The 18,268-nt window shown below is 56.3% G+C and carries 13 protein-coding genes and 1 riboswitch; of the genes, 4 read left to right on the top strand and 9 right to left on the bottom strand.

Annotated elements, in window-relative coordinates:
• Positions 1-56: 56 nt before the first annotated feature.
• From uca to DZE2538_RS00395, 6 genes are all read right to left on the bottom strand, one after another.
• Positions 57-3,650: an urea carboxylase gene (gene uca / locus DZE2538_RS00370; protein ID WP_038915305.1), complete on the bottom strand. Its 3,594-nt coding sequence runs from the start codon at positions 3,648-3,650 to the stop codon at positions 57-59.
• Positions 3,651-3,750: 100 nt separating this feature from the next.
• Positions 3,751-4,386 carry an urea amidolyase associated protein UAAP2 gene (locus tag DZE2538_RS00375; RefSeq protein WP_038912797.1) on the bottom strand — a complete coding sequence of 212 codons (636 nt, stop codon included), beginning with the start codon at positions 4,384-4,386 and terminating at the stop codon, positions 3,751-3,753.
• A gap of 2 nt (positions 4,387-4,388) precedes the next feature.
• Positions 4,389-5,129 (bottom strand): urea amidolyase associated protein UAAP1, encoded by a 741-nt coding sequence (locus DZE2538_RS00380; protein ID WP_080638379.1) that lies wholly within the window; start codon positions 5,127-5,129, stop codon positions 4,389-4,391.
• A 16-nt stretch (positions 5,130-5,145) separates the two neighbouring features.
• Entirely contained in the window at positions 5,146-5,925 is a 780-nt protein-coding gene (locus DZE2538_RS00385; RefSeq protein ID WP_019844183.1) for an ABC transporter ATP-binding protein, read from the bottom strand.
• Between the two features lie 27 nt (positions 5,926-5,952).
• Positions 5,953-6,765 carry an ABC transporter permease gene (locus DZE2538_RS00390; RefSeq protein WP_019844182.1) on the bottom strand — a complete coding sequence of 271 codons (813 nt, stop codon included), beginning with the start codon at positions 6,763-6,765 and terminating at the stop codon, positions 5,953-5,955.
• A 16-nt stretch (positions 6,766-6,781) separates the two neighbouring features.
• Positions 6,782-7,837: a putative urea ABC transporter substrate-binding protein gene (locus DZE2538_RS00395; RefSeq protein ID WP_038912799.1), complete on the bottom strand. Its 1,056-nt coding sequence runs from the start codon at positions 7,835-7,837 to the stop codon at positions 6,782-6,784.
• A gap of 78 nt (positions 7,838-7,915) precedes the next feature.
• Positions 7,916-8,010: riboswitch (guanidine-I (ykkC/yxkD leader) on the bottom strand.
• A 534-nt stretch (positions 8,011-8,544) separates the two neighbouring features.
• On the opposite strand from DZE2538_RS00395, the gene DZE2538_RS00400 reads away from it, so the two are divergent.
• From DZE2538_RS00400 to DZE2538_RS00415, 4 genes are all read left to right on the top strand, one after another.
• A complete protein-coding gene (locus DZE2538_RS00400) occupies positions 8,545-9,255 on the top strand; it encodes a DUF3053 domain-containing protein (protein ID WP_028085539.1) in 711 nt (236 codons plus the stop codon).
• 486 nt (positions 9,256-9,741) lie between these two features.
• On the top strand, positions 9,742-11,649 hold the full coding sequence (locus DZE2538_RS00405; RefSeq protein ID WP_019844179.1) for a PTS mannitol transporter subunit IICBA: 1,908 nt from the start codon (positions 9,742-9,744) through the stop codon (positions 11,647-11,649).
• A 103-nt stretch (positions 11,650-11,752) separates the two neighbouring features.
• A complete protein-coding gene (locus DZE2538_RS00410) occupies positions 11,753-12,901 on the top strand; it encodes a mannitol-1-phosphate 5-dehydrogenase (RefSeq protein ID WP_038915306.1) in 1,149 nt (382 codons plus the stop codon).
• A 77-nt stretch (positions 12,902-12,978) separates the two neighbouring features.
• Positions 12,979-13,590: an MltR family transcriptional regulator gene (locus DZE2538_RS00415; protein WP_012882814.1), complete on the top strand. Its 612-nt coding sequence runs from the start codon at positions 12,979-12,981 to the stop codon at positions 13,588-13,590.
• A 157-nt stretch (positions 13,591-13,747) separates the two neighbouring features.
• Here DZE2538_RS00415 and DZE2538_RS00420 read toward each other — a convergent pair whose 3' ends face one another.
• The 3 genes from DZE2538_RS00420 to fdhD all read right to left on the bottom strand — a co-directional run bounded on the left by DZE2538_RS00420 (position 13,748) and on the right by fdhD (position 17,983).
• A complete protein-coding gene (locus DZE2538_RS00420; protein WP_012882815.1) occupies positions 13,748-15,634 on the bottom strand; it encodes a methyl-accepting chemotaxis protein in 1,887 nt (628 codons plus the stop codon).
• Positions 15,635-16,265: 631 nt separating this feature from the next.
• Positions 16,266-16,892: a superoxide dismutase [Mn] gene (gene sodA / locus DZE2538_RS00425; RefSeq protein ID WP_019844177.1), complete on the bottom strand. Its 627-nt coding sequence runs from the start codon at positions 16,890-16,892 to the stop codon at positions 16,266-16,268.
• A 272-nt stretch (positions 16,893-17,164) separates the two neighbouring features.
• The gene (gene fdhD / locus DZE2538_RS00430; RefSeq protein WP_023638589.1) at positions 17,165-17,983 is read right to left on the bottom strand and encodes a formate dehydrogenase accessory sulfurtransferase FdhD; all 819 of its coding nucleotides are present in this window, start codon (positions 17,981-17,983) and stop codon (positions 17,165-17,167) included.
• Positions 17,984-18,268 lie beyond the last annotated feature (285 nt).

Raw genomic sequence — 18,268 nt, forward strand, 5'->3', positions numbered from 1 at the left:
TGCTCTACCGATTAATGTTTGACCGGTCAATGTATTACTGATCAATGTATTACCGGTTAATGCTCTGCCGGTTCGATCACCATCAGTAACTGCCCGGCCTGCACCTGATGCCCTGCCTGACGGTGCAACGTATGAATAATACCGTCGACCGGTGCGGTAATCGGGATTTCCATTTTCATCGACTCCAGAATACCGACGATTTGCCCGGCGCTGACGTTATCGCCGGGGGCGGCAAGCCATTGCCACACACTCCCTGCCACCTGACTTTCCACACCGTAACCGTTCGCCGGGATCACTTCATCGTCGCTGACCGTCTCTTGCAGGCTGCTATCGAAGGTGAACTGGCCGTCGGCGCGCCAGCGTGCCAGCTCTTCGTCGAAGGCCTGCTGGCGCTGTTGCTGGAAGGCATCGATAGCGGGTTGCTGTTCAGCCAGCATGTGCTGGTAGTCGGCGAGGCGAAATTCGCCCTCTTCGATACGCAACGGATAATCTCCCCACGGGAAGCGTTCGCGGATAGCCAGCAGCTCCTGCGCGCTGACCGGATAAAAGCGAATCTGATCGAAAAAGCGCAGTAACCATGGCTGACGAAAGACATCGGTTTGCCGATCGCGATTCCACATCTGTAACGTACGGCCCACGAACTGATAGCCGCCGGGGCCTTCCATACCGTATACACACAGATACGCGCCGCCGATGCCGACCGAGTTTTCCGCCGTCCAGGTGCGGGCTGGGTTGTACTTGGTGGTGACCAGCCGATGGCGTGGGTCGAGTGGGGTGGCGACGGGGGCACCGAGGTAGACATCACCCAGCCCCATCACCAGATAATGGGCGTTGAAGACGATCTCTTTGACCTGATCCACCGACTCGAGCCCGTTGATACGGCGAATGAATTCGATGTTGCTGGGGCACCAGGGCGCACCGGGTCTGACCGATTGGGTATAGCGGGTGATGGCTTCGCGGCAGGCGTCGTCATCCCAACTGAGCGGCAGCCAGACGGTGCGGGAGGGCACGGCGGCGTGCCGCAGGTCGCCGAGGGCGTCGTCCGCCTGTTGCAGGTGTGAGAGCAGCGTGCTGCGCGGGCAGAGCAGGCTGTCGAAATGGATTTGCAGCGAACGAATGCCCGGTGTCAGTTCCTGCACACCCGGCAGCGGGTGCTGTTCCAGCCACTGCATCAACGCGTGTACGCGAAAACGCAACGCGATATCCAGCCGGTGCTCGCCGTATTCCAGCAACAGGAAACGATCGCCTGCGGCGAGGCAGGTTACCGAAGGTCGCTCGTCCTGCGCCGTGTGGTGGTACAGCACCGGTGACGGGCAACATGGCGTGAGAGCAGGCTCGGCGGCAGGGCGACCGGCAGAGATGGCGCATTCCGCGGCGCACGCCAGCTCGTCCGCCTGTTCCAGCGTGACCGGAATAAAACGGATGCTGTCGCCTGCTTTGAGCTGGCCCAGTTTCCACAAGTCAGCGTGGATCACCGTAGCCGGGCAGACGAAGCCGCCCAGTGACGGCCCATCCGGCCCCAGAATCACCGGCATATCGCCGGTAAAGTCGACGGTGCCGAAGGCGTAGGCGTTGTCGTGGATATTGGACGGGTGCATACCGGCTTCGCCGCCGTCGGTTCGCGCCCACTGGGGTTTGGGGCCAATCAGCCGGATACCGGTGCGGCTGGAGTTGTAATGCACCTGCCAGTCAGCGGCGAAAAAGGTGTCGATGTCTTGCGCGGTAAAATAGTCTGGTGCGCCGTGTGGGCCATAAATCACCCGCAGCGACCAGTGGGTATTCCAGTCAGGCGCGGGTAATACGGCGTCTGACGTGGGTAACGCCGGGGCGGCCAGATGCAGTACGTCGCCTGCGCGCAAGGCCCGTCCGGCATAGCCGCCGAACTTGCCGAGCGTGAAGGTGCTGCGGCTACCCAGATAGGTCGGACAGGCCAGGCCGCCGGCCAGCAACAGATAGCTGCGGCACCCGGCACCCTGAATATCGCCGAGCGTGAGCGTTTGTCCGGCGCGGGCGTGATGAACGCGTCCGCCGTCGAGGGTGGTGTTATCTAACCGGATGTCGATGACAGCGCCGGTCACCACGAACGCGCAGTCATGATTGAAACGCAGGGTTGGCCCACGTAGGGTGATCTCCAGCCCGGCGGTATCGGCCGCGTTGCCCAGCAACTGATTGCCGAGCCGGAATGAGTGGGTATCGAAGGGGCCGGAAGGCGGTACACCGACGTGCCAATAGCCGATGCGGCCGGGCGCATCCTGCACGGTCGTCAGCGTGCCGCCGCTGAGCACATCCAGCGTCGCGGGCTGCCAGACGACGTCGCCCAGTGTTGCGGTGATGATTTCTCCGCGTCTGACCGTCGGCAGAGTCAGCAGGTGACGAAGCCAGTCGAGGTTGGTTTCGATGCCGTACAGCGATGTAGACGCCAGCGCTTGCGCCATGCCGTCGAGGGCGGCGTCCCGGCTGTCGCCGTGTACGATGATTTTTGCCAGCATCGGGTCATAGAACGGTGATACCTCGCTGCCGCTGTCCAGCCAGTGGTCGATGCGCAGGGTAAGCCCGGGCAAGGCGTCTGGAAAATCAACGTGACTAAGCAAGCCCGCACAGGGCTGGAACTGTTTGGCCGGGTCTTCGGCGTATAACCGCACCTGAATGGCGTGACCGCGAGGCGTGGTGATGAGCGTATCAAGCGGCGGCAGGCAACCCGCGCCCAGTTCCACCATCCACTGCACGATGTCGACGCCGTACACCAGTTCGGTGACGCCGTGCTCGACTTGCAGGCGAGTGTTGACCTCCAGAAACCAGAACTGCTTGCTGCTCTCGTCATACACATACTCAACCGTGCCTGCACTGCGGTAATTGACCGCCTGACACAGCCGAATGGCGGTAGCCTGCAGTTCAGCGCGCACGCTGTCACTCAGGTGGGGTGCCGGGGTTTCTTCAATCACTTTCTGGTTGCGGCGTTGGGCGGAGCAATCGCGCTCGCCAAGGGCTATCACGTTGCCCTGGCCATCGCCGAAGACCTGCACTTCGATGTGGCGGGCCTGGGCGATAAATTTTTCCAGAAATACGCCGTCGTCGGCGAAGTTGTTACCCGCCAGTCGTTTGACGCGGGTAAACGCATCAACCAGTTGGTCGTGGTCGTTGCAGCGCTGCATGCCGATGCCGCCGCCTCCCGCGGTGCTCTTTAACATCACCGGATAACCGATGCGCTGTGCCTGTTCGCAGGCGCTGTCCAGCGAGGTGAGCAAGCCGCTGCCGGGCAGCAGAGGGACGTCGTTCTGTTGTGCCAGCGCCCGGGCCTGATGCTTGAGGCCGAACGCGGTCATCTGTGCTACGGTTGGGCCGAGGAACACCAGGCCTGCTTGTTCGCAGCGGGTCACAAAACCGGCGTTTTCACTCAGAAAACCGTAGCCGGGGTGGATCGCCTGCGCGCCACATTGGGCGGCGATATGCAGTAATTTGTCCTGATTCAGGTAGGTATCGCGCACCGGGCCGTCGCCCAGCGACCAGGCTTCATCGGCCTGACGTACGTGCTGCGAATGGCGGTCCGCTTCGGCGTAAACCGCGATGGCTTTTACGCCCATTTTTTTCAGGGTGCGGATGATACGCACCGCAATAGCGCCACGGTTGGCAATCAATACACGCTCAAACATGACCGAGTCTCTTACGGGCAGGTCGTCCTGCGCTATTCTGGACGCGTGTTGCGGGTCGTCCCGCGCGTCACTGTTCCCGATGTGTGCCGTTTCGCTCCGTTTACCAGATAGCGATATCGATCGGTGTGGGGTTGTAGCCGTTGCAGGGGTTATTCAACTGCGGACAATTGGAGATCAGCACCAGTACGTTCATTTTGGCCACCATTTCCACGTATTTCCCCGGTGCGGAGATACCGTCGGCAAAGGTCAGCCCGCCGTCCGGCGTGACCGGTACGTTCATAAAGAAATTGATGTTGTGGGTGATGTCGCGTTTGGTCAGGTGATACTCCGGGTGTTGTGCTACCGCCAGCATCCAGCTGTCGCGGCAGGCATGCATGTGGCGTTTTTCCAGATCATAGCGCACCGTGTTGCTCTCGGTGGCACACGCGCCACCGAGCGTGTCATGACGGCCGCAGGTATCCGCCACGATTTCCAGCATCGGGCGGTCTTCATTGGAACGCAGTACGCTGCCAGTGGTGAGGAAGACATTACCCTGGCCGCGCAGGGTGTCGCTCATGCTGTAGCGTTCAGCGGTATCGTCAGCATTGTAGAACAGGGTATCGGCGGCCTGATTGCCTTCGAGGTCGGTAATACGCAGCGTCTGACCGGCTTCGAGGCGGTGTAACCAGTAGTCGCCAGCCTGAACGGTGGCGCGGTAAACCGCCGTGGCGGGGTCGCGTTGACTGGTCTTTATCATGTTCAGACTCCTTGTGGCTGTTCAGCCAGATAATAAAGTGTGTTGTTGCGAAGCCCGCGCTGGTTTTCCGGGCGCTCCAGACAGATAGCCGGTAGCGGTGCGCGCTGATAATCCAGCGTCAGACGCACCGGATGACGCGGATAATCGGTAGCGGTGCTAAGCGGGTGCGGGCAGGTGTGCAGAATGACCAGTGTGTCCATGGCGAAGCGCAGCGTGACACTGGCACCGGCTTTACCCTGTTGCTCAAGCCGCAGGTTTCCGTTGTCATCGCTACCAACGTGAGCGAAAAAGTTGACGCACGCCGCCATGTCGCGCTTGCCGAGACCGTATTTGGCCAGTTCCACCAGAAAGCTGTCGTAGCCGTTTTGGTGACGTTCATTGCGGGCTTGCTGGTAGTTCAGCTCGCCAAACTGACGCGCCACCTGCTGGGCATTGGCGGTGCCGCATACGGTGTCATGCCAGCCGAAGCCGTCGGCTTCGATACCGCAGAAAATGCGCCCCATATCCGAATACAGGCAGTGCCCGGTTGTCAGGCGAAACGTGTGCTGGCATTTGAGCGTATCCGGTGCGTTGTAGCGCTCCAGCGTATTTTCCGGGTTGTAGAACAGCATACCGACGTTGGCTCCGCCTTCGATGTCGGTCAGACGCAGCGCAGTACCGCGCCGCATCAGCAGCGACCAGTGCGACCCGGCGGGCAACTCGGTGAGATAATGCTCATTCATGGTGTGTGGGGTATTGTGCATAGTGTGTTCCTCCTGGTCAGGCGACGTGCCGCTGCCTGTCAATCAGTTCTCCCACCGAAGCCCGCACACCGGCTGGTGCGCGCTCCAATGGCAGGTCATAGGTGATGCTGGCGCCAAAGGCGTCTGGTGCTTGTGGGTCCTGACGGAGCTTGTCGAACACCCATAGGCGTGACCCGAGTGAAAATCCCTCTTTAAGGTCATGGGTGATCATGAAAATGGTCAGGCGGTGTTCCTGCCATAACTGGCTGATCAATTGGTGCATTTCGGCACGGATGCCGGGGTCAAGCGCACCGAACGGTTCATCCAGCAGCAAAATGCGTGGGCGCTTAATCAACGCTTGCGCCAGCGCCAGCCGTTGTTGCATGCCACCGGATAACTGATGCGGATATTTCTGGGCGGATTGCTCCAGCCCGACCTGACGCAGCATTGCCATCGCCTGATCACGAAGCGCCTGGCGGCGCTTGCCCCATACCCGGCCGAGCCAACGCGCTTCGGCAAACTCCGCGCCAATCATCACGTTTTCCACCACCCGCAGATGAGGGAACACCGAGTAGCGCTGGAAGACCACGCCGCGATGTTCATCTGGCTCTTGTGGCATCGGCTCGCCATCGAGTAGCAACTGGCCGCTACTGGGGCTTTCGGTGCCGAGCAGCATCTTGAGAAACGTGGTTTTGCCACAGCCGGAGGCACCGACAATAGAAACGAACTCGCCCTCTTCAACGGAGATGTTGAGCCGTTCCAGCACCACCTGACCGTCGTACTCTTTTCTGAGATTTTTTAGCGTTAATAACGACATAGGTTCTCCTGCGTTCTGGCCGGTGGCTTATTTCGCGTAATACCAGGGCCAGCCGCGACGGCTGATGGCCCGCAACAGGACATCAAGCAAAAACGCCAGCACGGTTATCCAGGCGACGTAGGGCAGAATGACGTCCATCGCCAGATAGCGGCGCATCAGGAAGATGCGGTAGCCCAACCCTTCGGTGGCGGCGATAGCTTCGGCGGCGATCAGAAACAGCCAGGCGGAGCTGAGCGACAGGCGTACGGCGTCCAGCAAACGCGGCATCAGCTGTGGCAGGATCACCCGCCACAGAATTTGGCCGCTGTGGCCGCCGAGGGTTTGCGCTTTCACCAACTGTTCCTGCGGCAGGCTCTGGATGTAGAGTTGCAGATCCCGCACGATGAATGGCGTGATACCCACCATAATCAACACCACCTTGGAGACCTCGCCCAGCCCGAAAACGATGAACAGGATCGGTAGCACCGCCAGCGGTGGGATCAACGCAAACAGGGTGATCAGCGGCGACAGGGTGGCGCGCACCGCCGGGAGCGCGCCGCATAGCAGCCCGAAGACCAGCGCCAGCACAGCGCTTAAGCCCACGCCGGTCAACAGCCGCAGCAGGCTGGCGGCGGTGTCGACCCACAGCAGGTATTCGCCGGTGCGCTCGTTGGGTTCAAACGCCATACGGTGCATGGCTTGCGCCATCGCACCCAGGCCTGGCAGCAGTTTGTCAGCGGCGTTCACCGCCAGCCGGGCGTCAGACGCCATCAGGTAGACCAGCAGCAGCGCCAGTAGCGGCAGAAACCCCATCATCCCGCGCGTCAGCGGTAACGGCTGGTAGTTAATCAATTTGCGCATCCGGCGTTCTCCTGTATTACAGCTTGTTGTCGACGGCTAGTTTCAGGAACTCGTCGCTAAAACGCAGTTTGACGTTGCCGGTATTGCCCCACAGGCCAGCCGGGGTAGAGACACCGACCACGTCTGCGCTGGGGGCGTTGTCACCCAGCAAGCCGTGACGGAAGGAGAACTCCGCGACTGACTGCATGGTGGTTTTCAACTGCGGGTTCTGAACGAACTCCAGCGTCTGTTTCGGGGTGGTGAACAGGTGGGTAGCGGCCAGTTGTGCGTCAAACCCGGCCAGATCGGTACCCGAGGCTTGCCCCATGGCGGTGCGGGCTTCACGGGCGGTAGCGCTGTCGCCTGACATGGTTTGCAGGGTTTCATACCATGCGCCGGTCAGTGCTTTGCCCAACTCCGGGTGTTTTTTCAGGGTGGCGGTGTTGACCACCAGCAGATCGAGGATTTCACCGGGGATTTGCGCGGAAGAAAACGCCAGCTGGCTACCCGGCTGTTTTTTGGCTTCCGCCAGCAGCGGGTTCCAGGTGACGATGGCCTGTACGTCAGGCGTACCAAAGGCGGCGACGAGATCAGCATCGGCGGTGTTCACCACCTTGATGTCTTTTTCGCTCATGCCGTTCTTTTCCAGCGCTCGGGCCAGCAGGTAGTGAGAGACCGACAGTTGCACCAGATTAATCGGTTTGCCTTTGAGCGACGCCAGACTGTTGGTCCCTTTGATCAGAATGCCGTCGTTGCCGTTTGAGTAGTCGCCGACGATAAGTGCGGTGCTGTCCACGCCGCCTGCGGCAGGGATAGTCAGCGCGTCCATGTTGGTCATGGCGCAGCCGTCAAAACCACCAGAGGTGTATTGGTTAACGGATTCAATATAATCGTTGACCTGTACAAACTGGATATCAATGCCGTACTTGTCGGCCCATTTTTTGATAATGCCGTGCTGTTGGGCGTAATCCCAAGGCATCCAGCCGGCATAAATAGACCAGCAGAGTTTAAACGCGGGTTTGTCAGCGGCCTGTACGCCGAGGCTGCACAGTGCCAGTGCGCAAACAAGTAGTAATCGTTGAATCGTTTTCATGGTGGATTTCCTCTGACGTTGGGCGCAATCATTAAAGAAAGAAAAAGCAGGAGGGCGGCGAGCATGCATCTCGCTGTATCCTCCCGGGCTTTTTTCCCGCCGTGTAACCGCCAGAGGGCGGTCGGTAACTCTCGGACCTGCGCAGTAAAGCCGGAACCCTAGTCACCCATTTCCAAATTGTCTGGCGACACCGGTTGCCCGCTATCGCTCCTGCTGTCGATGATATAAAGCAAAATGCTTGCCAGCTTGTGCGGCAATTAGCGCCCCCTCGAAGGGCAATAGCCATGTTTTGATTATCTTTCAAGCTATTAACGGGTGATGTCATCGGGCCAGATAACAAGCCTGTAAAGGGAGGACGGAGCGATGAGGGTCAGTGTGCCTTGTCGGGTTGCACTGTTTATGTGCAAGATGGCACGGTGTTGGCGTGAAAGGAGCCAGTTGTGTGCAATCACGTAGGCACATTGCCCGTTGCGCGAGCGTGCCTGGGTAACAGAACAGACAATTCTGCAGGTGGCATGGTGCTGTTCCGGCGTAGAATAGCGATTCTTAACGGCTGAACTGGCGGCTGGGTGAAAAAAACAGGCGTGGCATGTGCCATGCGGCGGCTGGTTCGGTTACGCTTAGGGCGATATGACTGTCGGGTGACGGCTCGTTGGTGAGCCAACAAGGTCGCCGGGTCACGGTAGTGAAAATAAACAGGAGTAGTAATGATGTTGGCGGATTACCGTTCGCGCTGGCTGCTGCCAGTGGTTATGTTGGTTGTGGCATTGCAACTGTCGGCCTGCGGCGACAAGGATAAGGATGCTCGTCAGGCGTTCATCACTTTCCTGCAGGGAATTTCACAACAGGAAGGGCGTCAGTTGCCAGCGTTGACCGAACAGCAGAAACAGAGCTTCGGGCGCTTTACCCAGGATTACGCTGTGATGACCGATTTCAACCAGCAGTTGGATCAGGCATTAGCGGGCAGCCTGACACCGGTGCTGGATGTGATATCCCACATTCGTGTACCGCAGGATTACATGACGCAACGCGATAACCTGCGTCAGACGCTTGGTGGCCTGAATATGCTAAGCCCGCAGGTGCAGAACGCCAAAACACTGGCGGATAACGCCCGCCGTGCGCTCAAACAGACGGAAGAATTGCAGTCGGTGTATGACAAGGTCTACAACCGCGCGGTTTCTTTGCCCGCCAACGCGATGGTGACCGTGGTGCCAGCCAGCACGTCATTTGCGCAGAGCGTTGTGCAGGTAGGGGAATATCTCCAGGCACAGGGCAACCAGGTGGTATTCGGTAACAACGGCGTACAGTTCCACACCCAGCAGCAGGTGGATCAGTACAACAGCCTGATGACGGACATTGCTAACCAACAGCAAAAACTGTTCACCACCCTCAAGTCTCAGAATTTCCTGCCCCACTAAGGTGGTTCGCGATAGGGGCCGGTTTTCGCGAAAAGGCCGGCCCACGCTGAAATTTATTGTGATTTAAATCACACTTCCCATACAAAACCGATATGCAAAACTGTGATGCAAATCACTATTTTTTGCGGCCAGATTGTTTTTTTTCTAACCATTTCCCCATTTTTATTATTTTTTTGTGAATTATGTCACTCATTTGTGGCTGATTGTCGGGTGTTGTATGTGATTTTGATCACGTTTTTGTCATGAGTTGCGGTCTGAAAACCACGTGCTAGAGTCCGCTGTGATAACGGAGTTTTTTGGGGCCACGCTATTGCGATTTTTCACCGTCACGCGGTGTCGTCATGGTGAAGCGCTGTAAGCGGCAATAGCAGTATGCACACAGTGCGGTACGCGACCTCATGATACCGACGGAAGTCATCACGCTGTCTAACAATCAATAATTACCGCGCACGCTTTCCGCCGCGCGTTTCAAAGGGGTGTATCTCTATGCTCTCACCAGATACCAAGGTCAAAGTGCAGAATTTTGGCCGTTTCCTGAGCAATATGGTGATGCCGAATATCGGCGCCTTTATTGCCTGGGGGATTATCACAGCACTGTTTATTCCTACCGGATGGATCCCTAACGCGACGCTGGCCAAACTGGTCGGCCCGATGATCACCTACCTGCTGCCGCTGCTGATTGGTTTTACCGGCGGACGTCTGGTCGGGGGTGAGCGTGGCGGCGTGGTCGGCGCGATTACCACCATGGGTGTGGTGGTTGGTTCCGATATTCCCATGTTCCTCGGTGCCATGATTGCCGGTCCGCTGGGCGGCTGGGCTATCAAACACTTTGACGCTGCCGTTGACGGCAAAATCAAAAGCGGCTTTGAGATGCTGGTTAACAACTTCTCCGCCGGTATCATCGGCATGCTGCTGGCGATTCTGTCTTTCCTGGCGATTGGTCCGCTGGTTGAGGCGTTGTCGCACGTTCTGGCTGCCGGTGTGCACCTGATGGTGCAAAACAATCTGTTGCCGCTGGCGTCGATTTTCGTTGAACCGGCGAAGATCCTGTTCCTGAATAACGCAATTAACCACGGTATCTTCTCGCCGCTGGGCATCCAGCAGGCGACGGAAGCCGGGAAATCTATCTTCTTCCTGATTGAAGCCAACCCAGGGCCGGGTATGGGTGTGCTGGTGGCCTACATGCTGTTTGGACGTGGTAACGCCAAACAGTCTGCACCGGGCGCGGCTATTATCCACTTCCTCGGCGGGATCCATGAAATCTACTTCCCGTATGTACTGATGAACCCGCGTTTGATCCTCGCTGTGATTCTCGGCGGGATGACCGGTGTGTTCACGCTGGGCGTGCTGAACGGCGGTCTGGTTTCTCCGGCGTCACCGGGTTCTATTCTGGCGGTGCTGGCGATGACGCCAAAAGGCGCATACTTCGCCAATATTACGGCGATCGCCGCAGCGTTTGCGGTCTCTTTTGTGGTGTCGTCTATCCTGCTGAAAAGCAGCAAAGTGAAGGATGATGAAGAACTGGAGCAGGCGACCCGTCGCATGCAGGAGATGAAATCGGCGTCCAAAGGTCAGGCTGTCGGCGGTGTGAGCGGCGATCTGAGCACTGTGCGTAAAATCATCGTCGCCTGTGACGCCGGTATGGGTTCCAGCGCGATGGGTGCCGGGGTGCTGCGCAAGAAAGTGCAGGATGCAGGTTTACAGGCTATTTCGGTGACCAACTGCGCTATCAATAACTTGCCGGATGATGTGGATCTGGTGATCACGCACCGTGATCTGACCGAGCGCGCCATGCGCCACGCACCGCAGGCACAGCATATTTCGCTGACCAACTTCCTCGATAGCCATCTGTACAGCGACCTGGTCGCTCGTTTACAGGCAGCGCAGGCGGGCAATGTTAAGCCGGCTCAGGCGGCTCCTGCTGCTGTGCAGGCGGCGGCCCCGCAGACACTGTTTCAACTGACGGAGAAAAACGTCTTTCTGAACCTGCAGGCGGCAGATAAAGAACAGGCTATCCGTTTTGCTGGTGAACAACTGGTAAAAGGGGGTTACGTTGAGCCTGCGTATGTCGATGCGATGCTGGAACGTGAGAAACTGACCTCGACGTATTTGGGTGAGTCTATCGCCGTACCGCACGGGACGATTGAAGCCAAAGACCGGGTACTGAAAACCGGCGTGGTGTTCTGCCAGTACCCGCAAGGGGTGCGTTTTGGCGACGATGAAGACGATGTGGCCCGTCTGGTGATTGGTATTGCCGCACGTAATAACGAACATGTGCAGGTTATCACTAACCTCACCAGTGCGTTGGATGACGAGTCGGTGATAGAACGGCTGGCTCAAACGCAGAGCGTGCAGGATGTCCTTGACCTGCTCGGTGGCAAGTCCCCTGCCTGACAGATAAAAAAGTGCCGCCTTCGGGCGGCGCTTTCTTTCACAGACAGTTTTTCACAGATAGTCTTTCACAGATTGTTAAATCTCAGTAGTAAGGTCATGCATGATGAAAGCATTACATTTTGGGGCCGGTAACATTGGCCGTGGTTTTATCGGCAAGCTGTTGGCGGATGCAGGCGTTGGCCTGACGTTTGCGGATGTGAACCAGCCGCTGCTGGATGCCATCAATCAGCACGGTAGTTATCCGGTGCGTATCGTCGGTGAACAGCAGCGTGTGGAAACGGTCAGCCAGGTTAGCGCGGTACACAGCGGTGGGGCGCAGGCGGTCGCGCTGATTGCTGAGGTCGATCTGGTGACAACGGCGGTGGGGCCGCAGATCCTGGCGAAGATTGCCGGTACCATTGCTCAGGGGTTGATAAAGCGTCAGGAAAACGGCAATACCGCGCCGCTGAATATCATCGCCTGTGAGAACATGGTGCGTGGTACCAGCCAGCTCAAAGAGCATGTGCTGGCGCAACTGCCGCAAGAGACGCAGGCGTGGGTGGCACAGCACGTCGGCTTTGTGGATTCGGCGGTAGACCGTATTGTCCCTCCTGCCGATGCGGGCGAATCCAACCCGCTGGCGGTGACGGTGGAAACCTTCAGTGAATGGATCGTGGATAAAACCCAGTTCAACGGTGAGCCGCCAGCGATAACCGGTATGGAACTGACCGATAACCTGATGGCTTTTGTTGAGCGTAAGCTGTTCACCCTGAATACCGGCCACGCGATTACCGCCTATCTTGGCCAGCGCGCCGGGCACGGCACTATTCGTGACGCCATTCTGGACCCGGCCATCCGCCGTGTGGTGCAAGGGGCGATGGAAGAGAGCGGCGCGGTATTGATTCGTCGGTATGGTTTTGATGCCGAGAAACATCAGGCATATATCCGCAAAATTCTCACCCGGTTTGAAAACCCGTGGTTGCACGATGAAGTCGAGCGTGTCGGTCGTCAGCCGCTGCGTAAACTCAGCGCTGGTGATCGCCTGATCAAGCCGTTGCTGGGTACGCTGGAATATGGCTTGCCCCATGACAACCTGATCCAGGGGATTGCTGCTGCGATGCATTACCGTAGCGAGCAGGATCCGCAGGCGCAGGAACTGGCGACGTTGATAGCCACACAAGGGCCACAGGTTGCGCTGGCGCAGATTTCTGGTCTGGATGCTGATAGCGAGGTTGTCGGAAAAGCGGTGAGTGTGTATAACGCCATGCAGTAATCGGCGCGTCTCGGCACAGGTCAGGCTGTGTCCCTGCTTTTCAATCGAGTGCGTTGGATAGGACGGGAGCGTTGACGATGAGAAGCCATGCTCCCGTGGAGTCAGCCGCTCCACCGCGCAGGGGCAGTACTGTGCGCAGAATTAATGTACGAGAAGCGACGATGGACGATACGCAGGCATTTGAAAACCGGGTACTGGAATCCCTGAATGCATCGAAAACGGTCAGAAGTTTTATGCTGATGGCCGTCGAGTTATTGGCGGAAGCGGTCAGCCTGTTGATGTTGCAGGTATTCCGCAAGGACGACTATGCCGTAAAGTACGCCGTCGAACCTTTGTTATCCGGCAGCGGGCCGTTGGGTGAATTATCCGTACGGCTAAAGCTGATTTACGGGCTGGGCATGATTAGCCGTAAAGAGTATGAAGACACCGAACTGTTGATGGCACTGGGTGAGGAATTGACTCACGATGAGCATGAGTACCGGTTTACGGATGATGAAATCCTGGGGCCGGTTAGTGAGTTGCACTGCGTGAGCAGCTTACCCCAGCCGATGCCGTCGCCGGGTGTTGAACCTGATGATGCATTACTGGCGGCGATGCAGCAGCAGCGTTACCAGCAGATGGTGCGCTCCACACTGGTGCTATCGTTGACGGAACTTATCGCGGGCATCAGCCTGAAAAAAGCCTTCTGATTGCCGTGTGCTGTTGACGTCGGTCATCACCATCCGCCATAACCACCAGTTATAAAAAAGGGCAACCCAGTCGGGTTGCCCTTTTTTGTGCTGCTTTATCGCTTCCCCTTTTTACCGGTTTTGCTGTGGTAAAAAGGGGCAGTCGTTTGATGACTGATTAACGCTTATAAGACAGCTGTTGTTGGTGACTGGCGAATGGCAAACCGTGACTCGCGGGTGCCAACTCATGTGTGGATGAGAGGCGGAAAACCGATACGGCGTTGGAGAGCACCATAGCCTGCTCTTCCAGCGAGCTGGCGGCAGCGGATGATTGCTGCACCAGTGCGGCGTTTTGCTGAGTGGTGCTGTCCATCTCGACAATGGCCTGATTCACCTGCGCGATGCCGCGACTTTGCTCATCGGACGCGACCGTGATTTCCCCCATGATATCGTGTACATGCGTTACCGCTGTCACGATCTCCTGCATGGTTTTACCCGCCGAGTGCACCAGATGCGCTCCTTTCGATACCTGCTCGACCGAGGTGGAAATCAAGCCTTCAATCTCTTTGGCTGCCTGCGAACTACGCTGTGCCAGGTTACGCACTTCATTGGCGACCACGGCGAAACCACGACCCTGCTCACCCGCACGGGCTGCCTCTACCGCGGCGTTAAGCGCCAGAATATTGGTCTGGAACGCAATGCCGTTGATAACAGAGGTGATTTCCGCGATGCGTTTGGAACTGCCTTCGATATCGGACATGGTTTGCACCACATCGGCTACCAGTTTGCCGCCTTCCTGCGCGGTGTGCGTGGCGTCCAGCACCAGTTTGTTGGCCTGGTGGGCGTTAGCGGCGTTCTGTTTCACGGTAGACGTGAGCTGCTCCATGCTGGCAGCGGTTTCTTCTACCGATGCGGCCTGAGATTCGGTGCGGGCGGCCAGATCGTTATTGCCGGTGACAATTTCGCTGGCGGCGGTGGTTATCTGAGTGACCCCCATCCGAATATCATCGATCATGTTATGCAGGTTGGCCTTCATTTTTGCCATCGCGCCAAACAGCATACCCAGTTCGTCGCGGCGTGTGGTTTCAATCGCAACGGTCAGATCGCCAGTGGCGATACTTTCAGCAATAGCTACGGTACTGTTTAATGGACGGGTAATCAGGTGCGAGATATACCAGGCAATCAGCGCGCCGAGTATCAGGGTAATTACTGAGGTAATGGCAATCTGCCATTCGGCACTGGTGATATCGCTCTGGGTAGCAGCGGTTTCCTCTGCGACCATCTTATCGACTGTGTCGAGTAATTGATTAGCCGTTTCACCCAGTTGTTTGGCCTGTTCTACCTCCACCGTATAAGCCGGGAGGTATGCCAGAATCTGCGTTTTATAGGTCGACAGGGTAGAGACAACCGGTGCCATGATTTCCTGCTGTTCCGGCGTCAGGGCTTGAATAAATTGGCTGAGGCCTTTTTGTGCATCGTCCAGCGCCGCAATCAGCGGTTTTTCCGAATCGCTATTTAACGATAACAGCAGACCACGCACCAGATAGCGCACGTTCACCAGCTTTTGGTGCAATGAGGTCAGTTGTAACTGCAGCGGTATGTTACCAGCGACCTGTTGTTCTATTTGTTTGAGCGGCTTTTCAGAGTCGGACAGGTTCCAGCTTTTTCTGACGGCATCTTTTTTGGCTACGGCGTCAGTGTAATTTTTCTGACGCTCTTTATATAGGGCAATCAGCTTGCTGATATTATCCAGACGCTCATTATAATCGCCACGCCAGGGTTTATCCTGAATAGAAGAAATTAATTTAACAATATTATCAATGTGTTTACTATTTTCTTTAATGCTATCTGGACTATAGCTGGCACTATACAGTGCGCGATAATAACGGGCTTCAGTAACTTCATCATTGATTTGGTTGCTGAAGATAACTTTTTCAAAACGCCCTTTCAGTGTTTCAATATAGCGGACACTCACGGCCGCAATAATGACAGTCAGTAATAGGATCAAGGAGAAACCTAATCCTAACTTCCTGCCTACTTTGATATTTTCGAATTTTATAGCCATTGGTTTTCTTCCATCATTTATAGGCTGGGTGATTAAGTCAGGGCTTAGAGCCTATCCCAATAGGCTATTTTGCGTGCCATTTGGGACCAGGGTAGTGCTCAAAATCCTCACAAACTGTGTGCTCGTTCTGGTTTTTCCACGCCGTCCGCTCCAGGCTGCCTGCGCTCATTACGCCTGGTGGGATAGGCCATTAATCACCGGGTATTATAGCTGTTATCTATCTGGTTACCGTACATCACCTGGTTTTTCCCGACACGGGGTGCAGGGTTATTAGTGGTCCTGATTGCGTACCCCAGTCGATATCTGGAGCGCTACCCGGTTGTTGCTTTTTTTGCTGTGCTTTTAAATCTATTGGGTAATCGTGTGAATATAAAATTGCCATGCTGGCGGCCATATACCGACTATGACGAGAGCACGCTGAGTCTATCGGCGTACCCTACTAAAACTTTATACCCGCCATACTTCAAGTTGCCGGTGTGTTAGGCTTTCCCGCGACTCGAATATTTAAGGTATACACCGTTTTCCCGTTTACGATTCGAAAAATACAATAAAAAAAACCCGGTATAACGAAGGTTATTCCGGGTTTGTCGGGTTTAATTTCCTGCTCGGAAATTAATTGTTACTTTCTGTATTACTTTTTCGCTTCAGCGAAACGCTTAGCCGCTTCGTCCCAGTTTACAACGTTCCAGAAGGCTTTGATGTAATCCGGGCGACGGTTCTGATATTTCAGGTAGTAGGCGTGTTCCCACACGTCCAGCGCGATGAGCGGGTAGCCGGAGGCACCGGAAATCGCTTCGCCCATCAGCGGGCTGTCCTGGTTGGCGGTAGAAACCACAGCCAGCTTGCCGTCATCTTTCAGTACCAGCCACGCCCAGCCTGAACCGAAACGGGTTGCAGCAGCTTGCTCGAATTTTGTTTTGAACTCGTCGATGCTGCCGAAATCACGCTCAATTGCCGCTTTCAGTTCGCCTTCCAGCGTGGTGCCCAGTTTCAGCCCTTTCCAGAACAGGCTGTGGTTGGCATGGCCACCGGCGTTATTACGCAGCGGGCCTTTCTTGTCGGCAGGCAGTTGATCCAGTTTAGTGATCAACTCTTCGGCAGACAGGCTGGCGAATTCAGGCAGGGACTCCAGCGCTGCGTTAGCGTTATTGACGTAAGCCTGGTGGTGTTTGGAGTGATGGATTTCCATCGTCTGCGCGTCGAAGTGCGGCTCCAGTGCGTCATAAGCATAAGGCAGGGATGGCAGTGAATAACTCATGTTTAGCATCTCCATTGTTGTGGTGCGCAAATTCTTGTCATGTACAAATCGTTATCATGCACAAGGCGTTTGTGTAACCGGTCTGTGCGGCACCTCTGTTTGTTAGCACCGCGTAAGCATTAAGTTCATTATAGTTAATTAAATGATCTTGAAAACGATTATTCGCGGCGAAAGCCAGATTAATGTGGGGTTTTATCCTATTATTACAATTGGTTATGCCGTAATTAGACTAGCTAACAACAAATCGATCTAAGCTATACCCGGTGCAGCCGTTATGGCTGCAACCGTTGCGGATGGGTATAGATGGTGGCGCGGCCAGGGCGACAGAAGCCAACCAGCGTCAGATTGCAGCGTTCGGCGACCTCGACGGCCAGTGAGGTGGCGGCAGAAACCGCAAACAGGATTTCTACGCCGCACATCGCGGATTTCTGCACCATTTCATAGCTGGCGCGACTGGAGACCAGCGCGGCACCTTGTTGCCAGGGCTGGCGTGCTCGTGTTCCCAAGAGTTTATCCAGCGCTACGTGGCGACCGACATCTTCACAACCACCCAGTAACTCCCCTTGCGGCGATAGCCAGGCCGCCGCATGGGTCGCACCGGTCAGCGCGCCCGCCTGTTGCACGTTTTTTAATGCCTGTAATGCGCCTTCCAGACAAGACAGTGAGAAGTGCTGTGTAAATGGCAGCGGCGCTACCGGCTTGCCGATTTCCGCCAGTTGCTCCACGCCACACACACCGCAACCGGTACGCCCGTCCATGGCTCGCCGACGTGCTTTTAGTCCGGCAAAACGGCGGCTGGACAGCTCTATTTGTACTTCGATGCCGTTACACGCCGGCACCACATCCATGCCGTAGATATCCTGCGCAGACTCAATGATGCCTTCCGACAAAGAAAAGCCGAGCGCAAACGGCTCCAGGTCTTTTGGCGACGCCATCATCACGACGTGAGAAATACCGTTGTAAACCAGCGCCACCGGCACTTCTTCCGCCAGCCAATCCTGCTGCGGCGAATCCAGCGCACCCTGACGCCAGACGCTACGCTGGCAGGCGCCAGAACGCGCTGCAACGTCCTGAGAATCATCACTGTTCACTGTGTTGTGCCTGTTGTTGTTGAATCTATTCCGACATTATTTCACCGCTGCGGCGGCGATGCGAATTTTTATCCTGCCGCTGTGCGGCTATCCCATTGAGTGTAAAAGTAATGGCGTCGATACGGGGATAACAAACTGTGCGCTGTGTCGAAGAGTGGTATTTTTTACTGCTACAGGGCTTTTACAACCCGGCAACACTGTATACGATTTAGTCATTACTTTCTGTGAGGACTAATCAGCCAGATAGGGTCTATCCTTGCCGACGTTTGTGCCGACGAGGTCTGG

It is taken from the genome of Dickeya zeae NCPPB 2538, assembly GCF_000406165.1.
GTDB lineage: Bacteria > Pseudomonadota > Gammaproteobacteria > Enterobacterales > Enterobacteriaceae > Dickeya > Dickeya zeae.

Bases quoted from the DNA above. Each gene is read 5' to 3' on its own strand.
- uca (WP_038915305.1), bottom strand. From the start codon at position 3,650: ATGTTTGAGCGTGTATTGATTGCCAACCGTGGCGCTATTGCGGTGCGT.
- DZE2538_RS00375 (WP_038912797.1), bottom strand. From the start codon at position 4,386: ATGATAAAGACCAGTCAACGCGACCCCGCCACGGCGGTTTACCGCGCC.
- DZE2538_RS00380 (WP_080638379.1), bottom strand. From the start codon at position 5,129: ATGCACAATACCCCACACACCATGAATGAGCATTATCTCACCGAGTTG.
- DZE2538_RS00385 (WP_019844183.1), bottom strand. From the start codon at position 5,925: ATGTCGTTATTAACGCTAAAAAATCTCAGAAAAGAGTACGACGGTCAG.
- DZE2538_RS00390 (WP_019844182.1), bottom strand. From the start codon at position 6,765: ATGCGCAAATTGATTAACTACCAGCCGTTACCGCTGACGCGCGGGATG.
- DZE2538_RS00395 (WP_038912799.1), bottom strand. From the start codon at position 7,837: ATGAAAACGATTCAACGATTACTACTTGTTTGCGCACTGGCACTGTGC.
- DZE2538_RS00400 (WP_028085539.1), top strand. From the start codon at position 8,545: ATGATGTTGGCGGATTACCGTTCGCGCTGGCTGCTGCCAGTGGTTATG.
- DZE2538_RS00405 (WP_019844179.1), top strand. From the start codon at position 9,742: ATGCTCTCACCAGATACCAAGGTCAAAGTGCAGAATTTTGGCCGTTTC.
- DZE2538_RS00410 (WP_038915306.1), top strand. From the start codon at position 11,753: ATGAAAGCATTACATTTTGGGGCCGGTAACATTGGCCGTGGTTTTATC.
- DZE2538_RS00415 (WP_012882814.1), top strand. From the start codon at position 12,979: ATGAGAAGCCATGCTCCCGTGGAGTCAGCCGCTCCACCGCGCAGGGGC.
- DZE2538_RS00420 (WP_012882815.1), bottom strand. From the start codon at position 15,634: ATGGCTATAAAATTCGAAAATATCAAAGTAGGCAGGAAGTTAGGATTA.
- sodA (WP_019844177.1), bottom strand. From the start codon at position 16,892: ATGAGTTATTCACTGCCATCCCTGCCTTATGCTTATGACGCACTGGAG.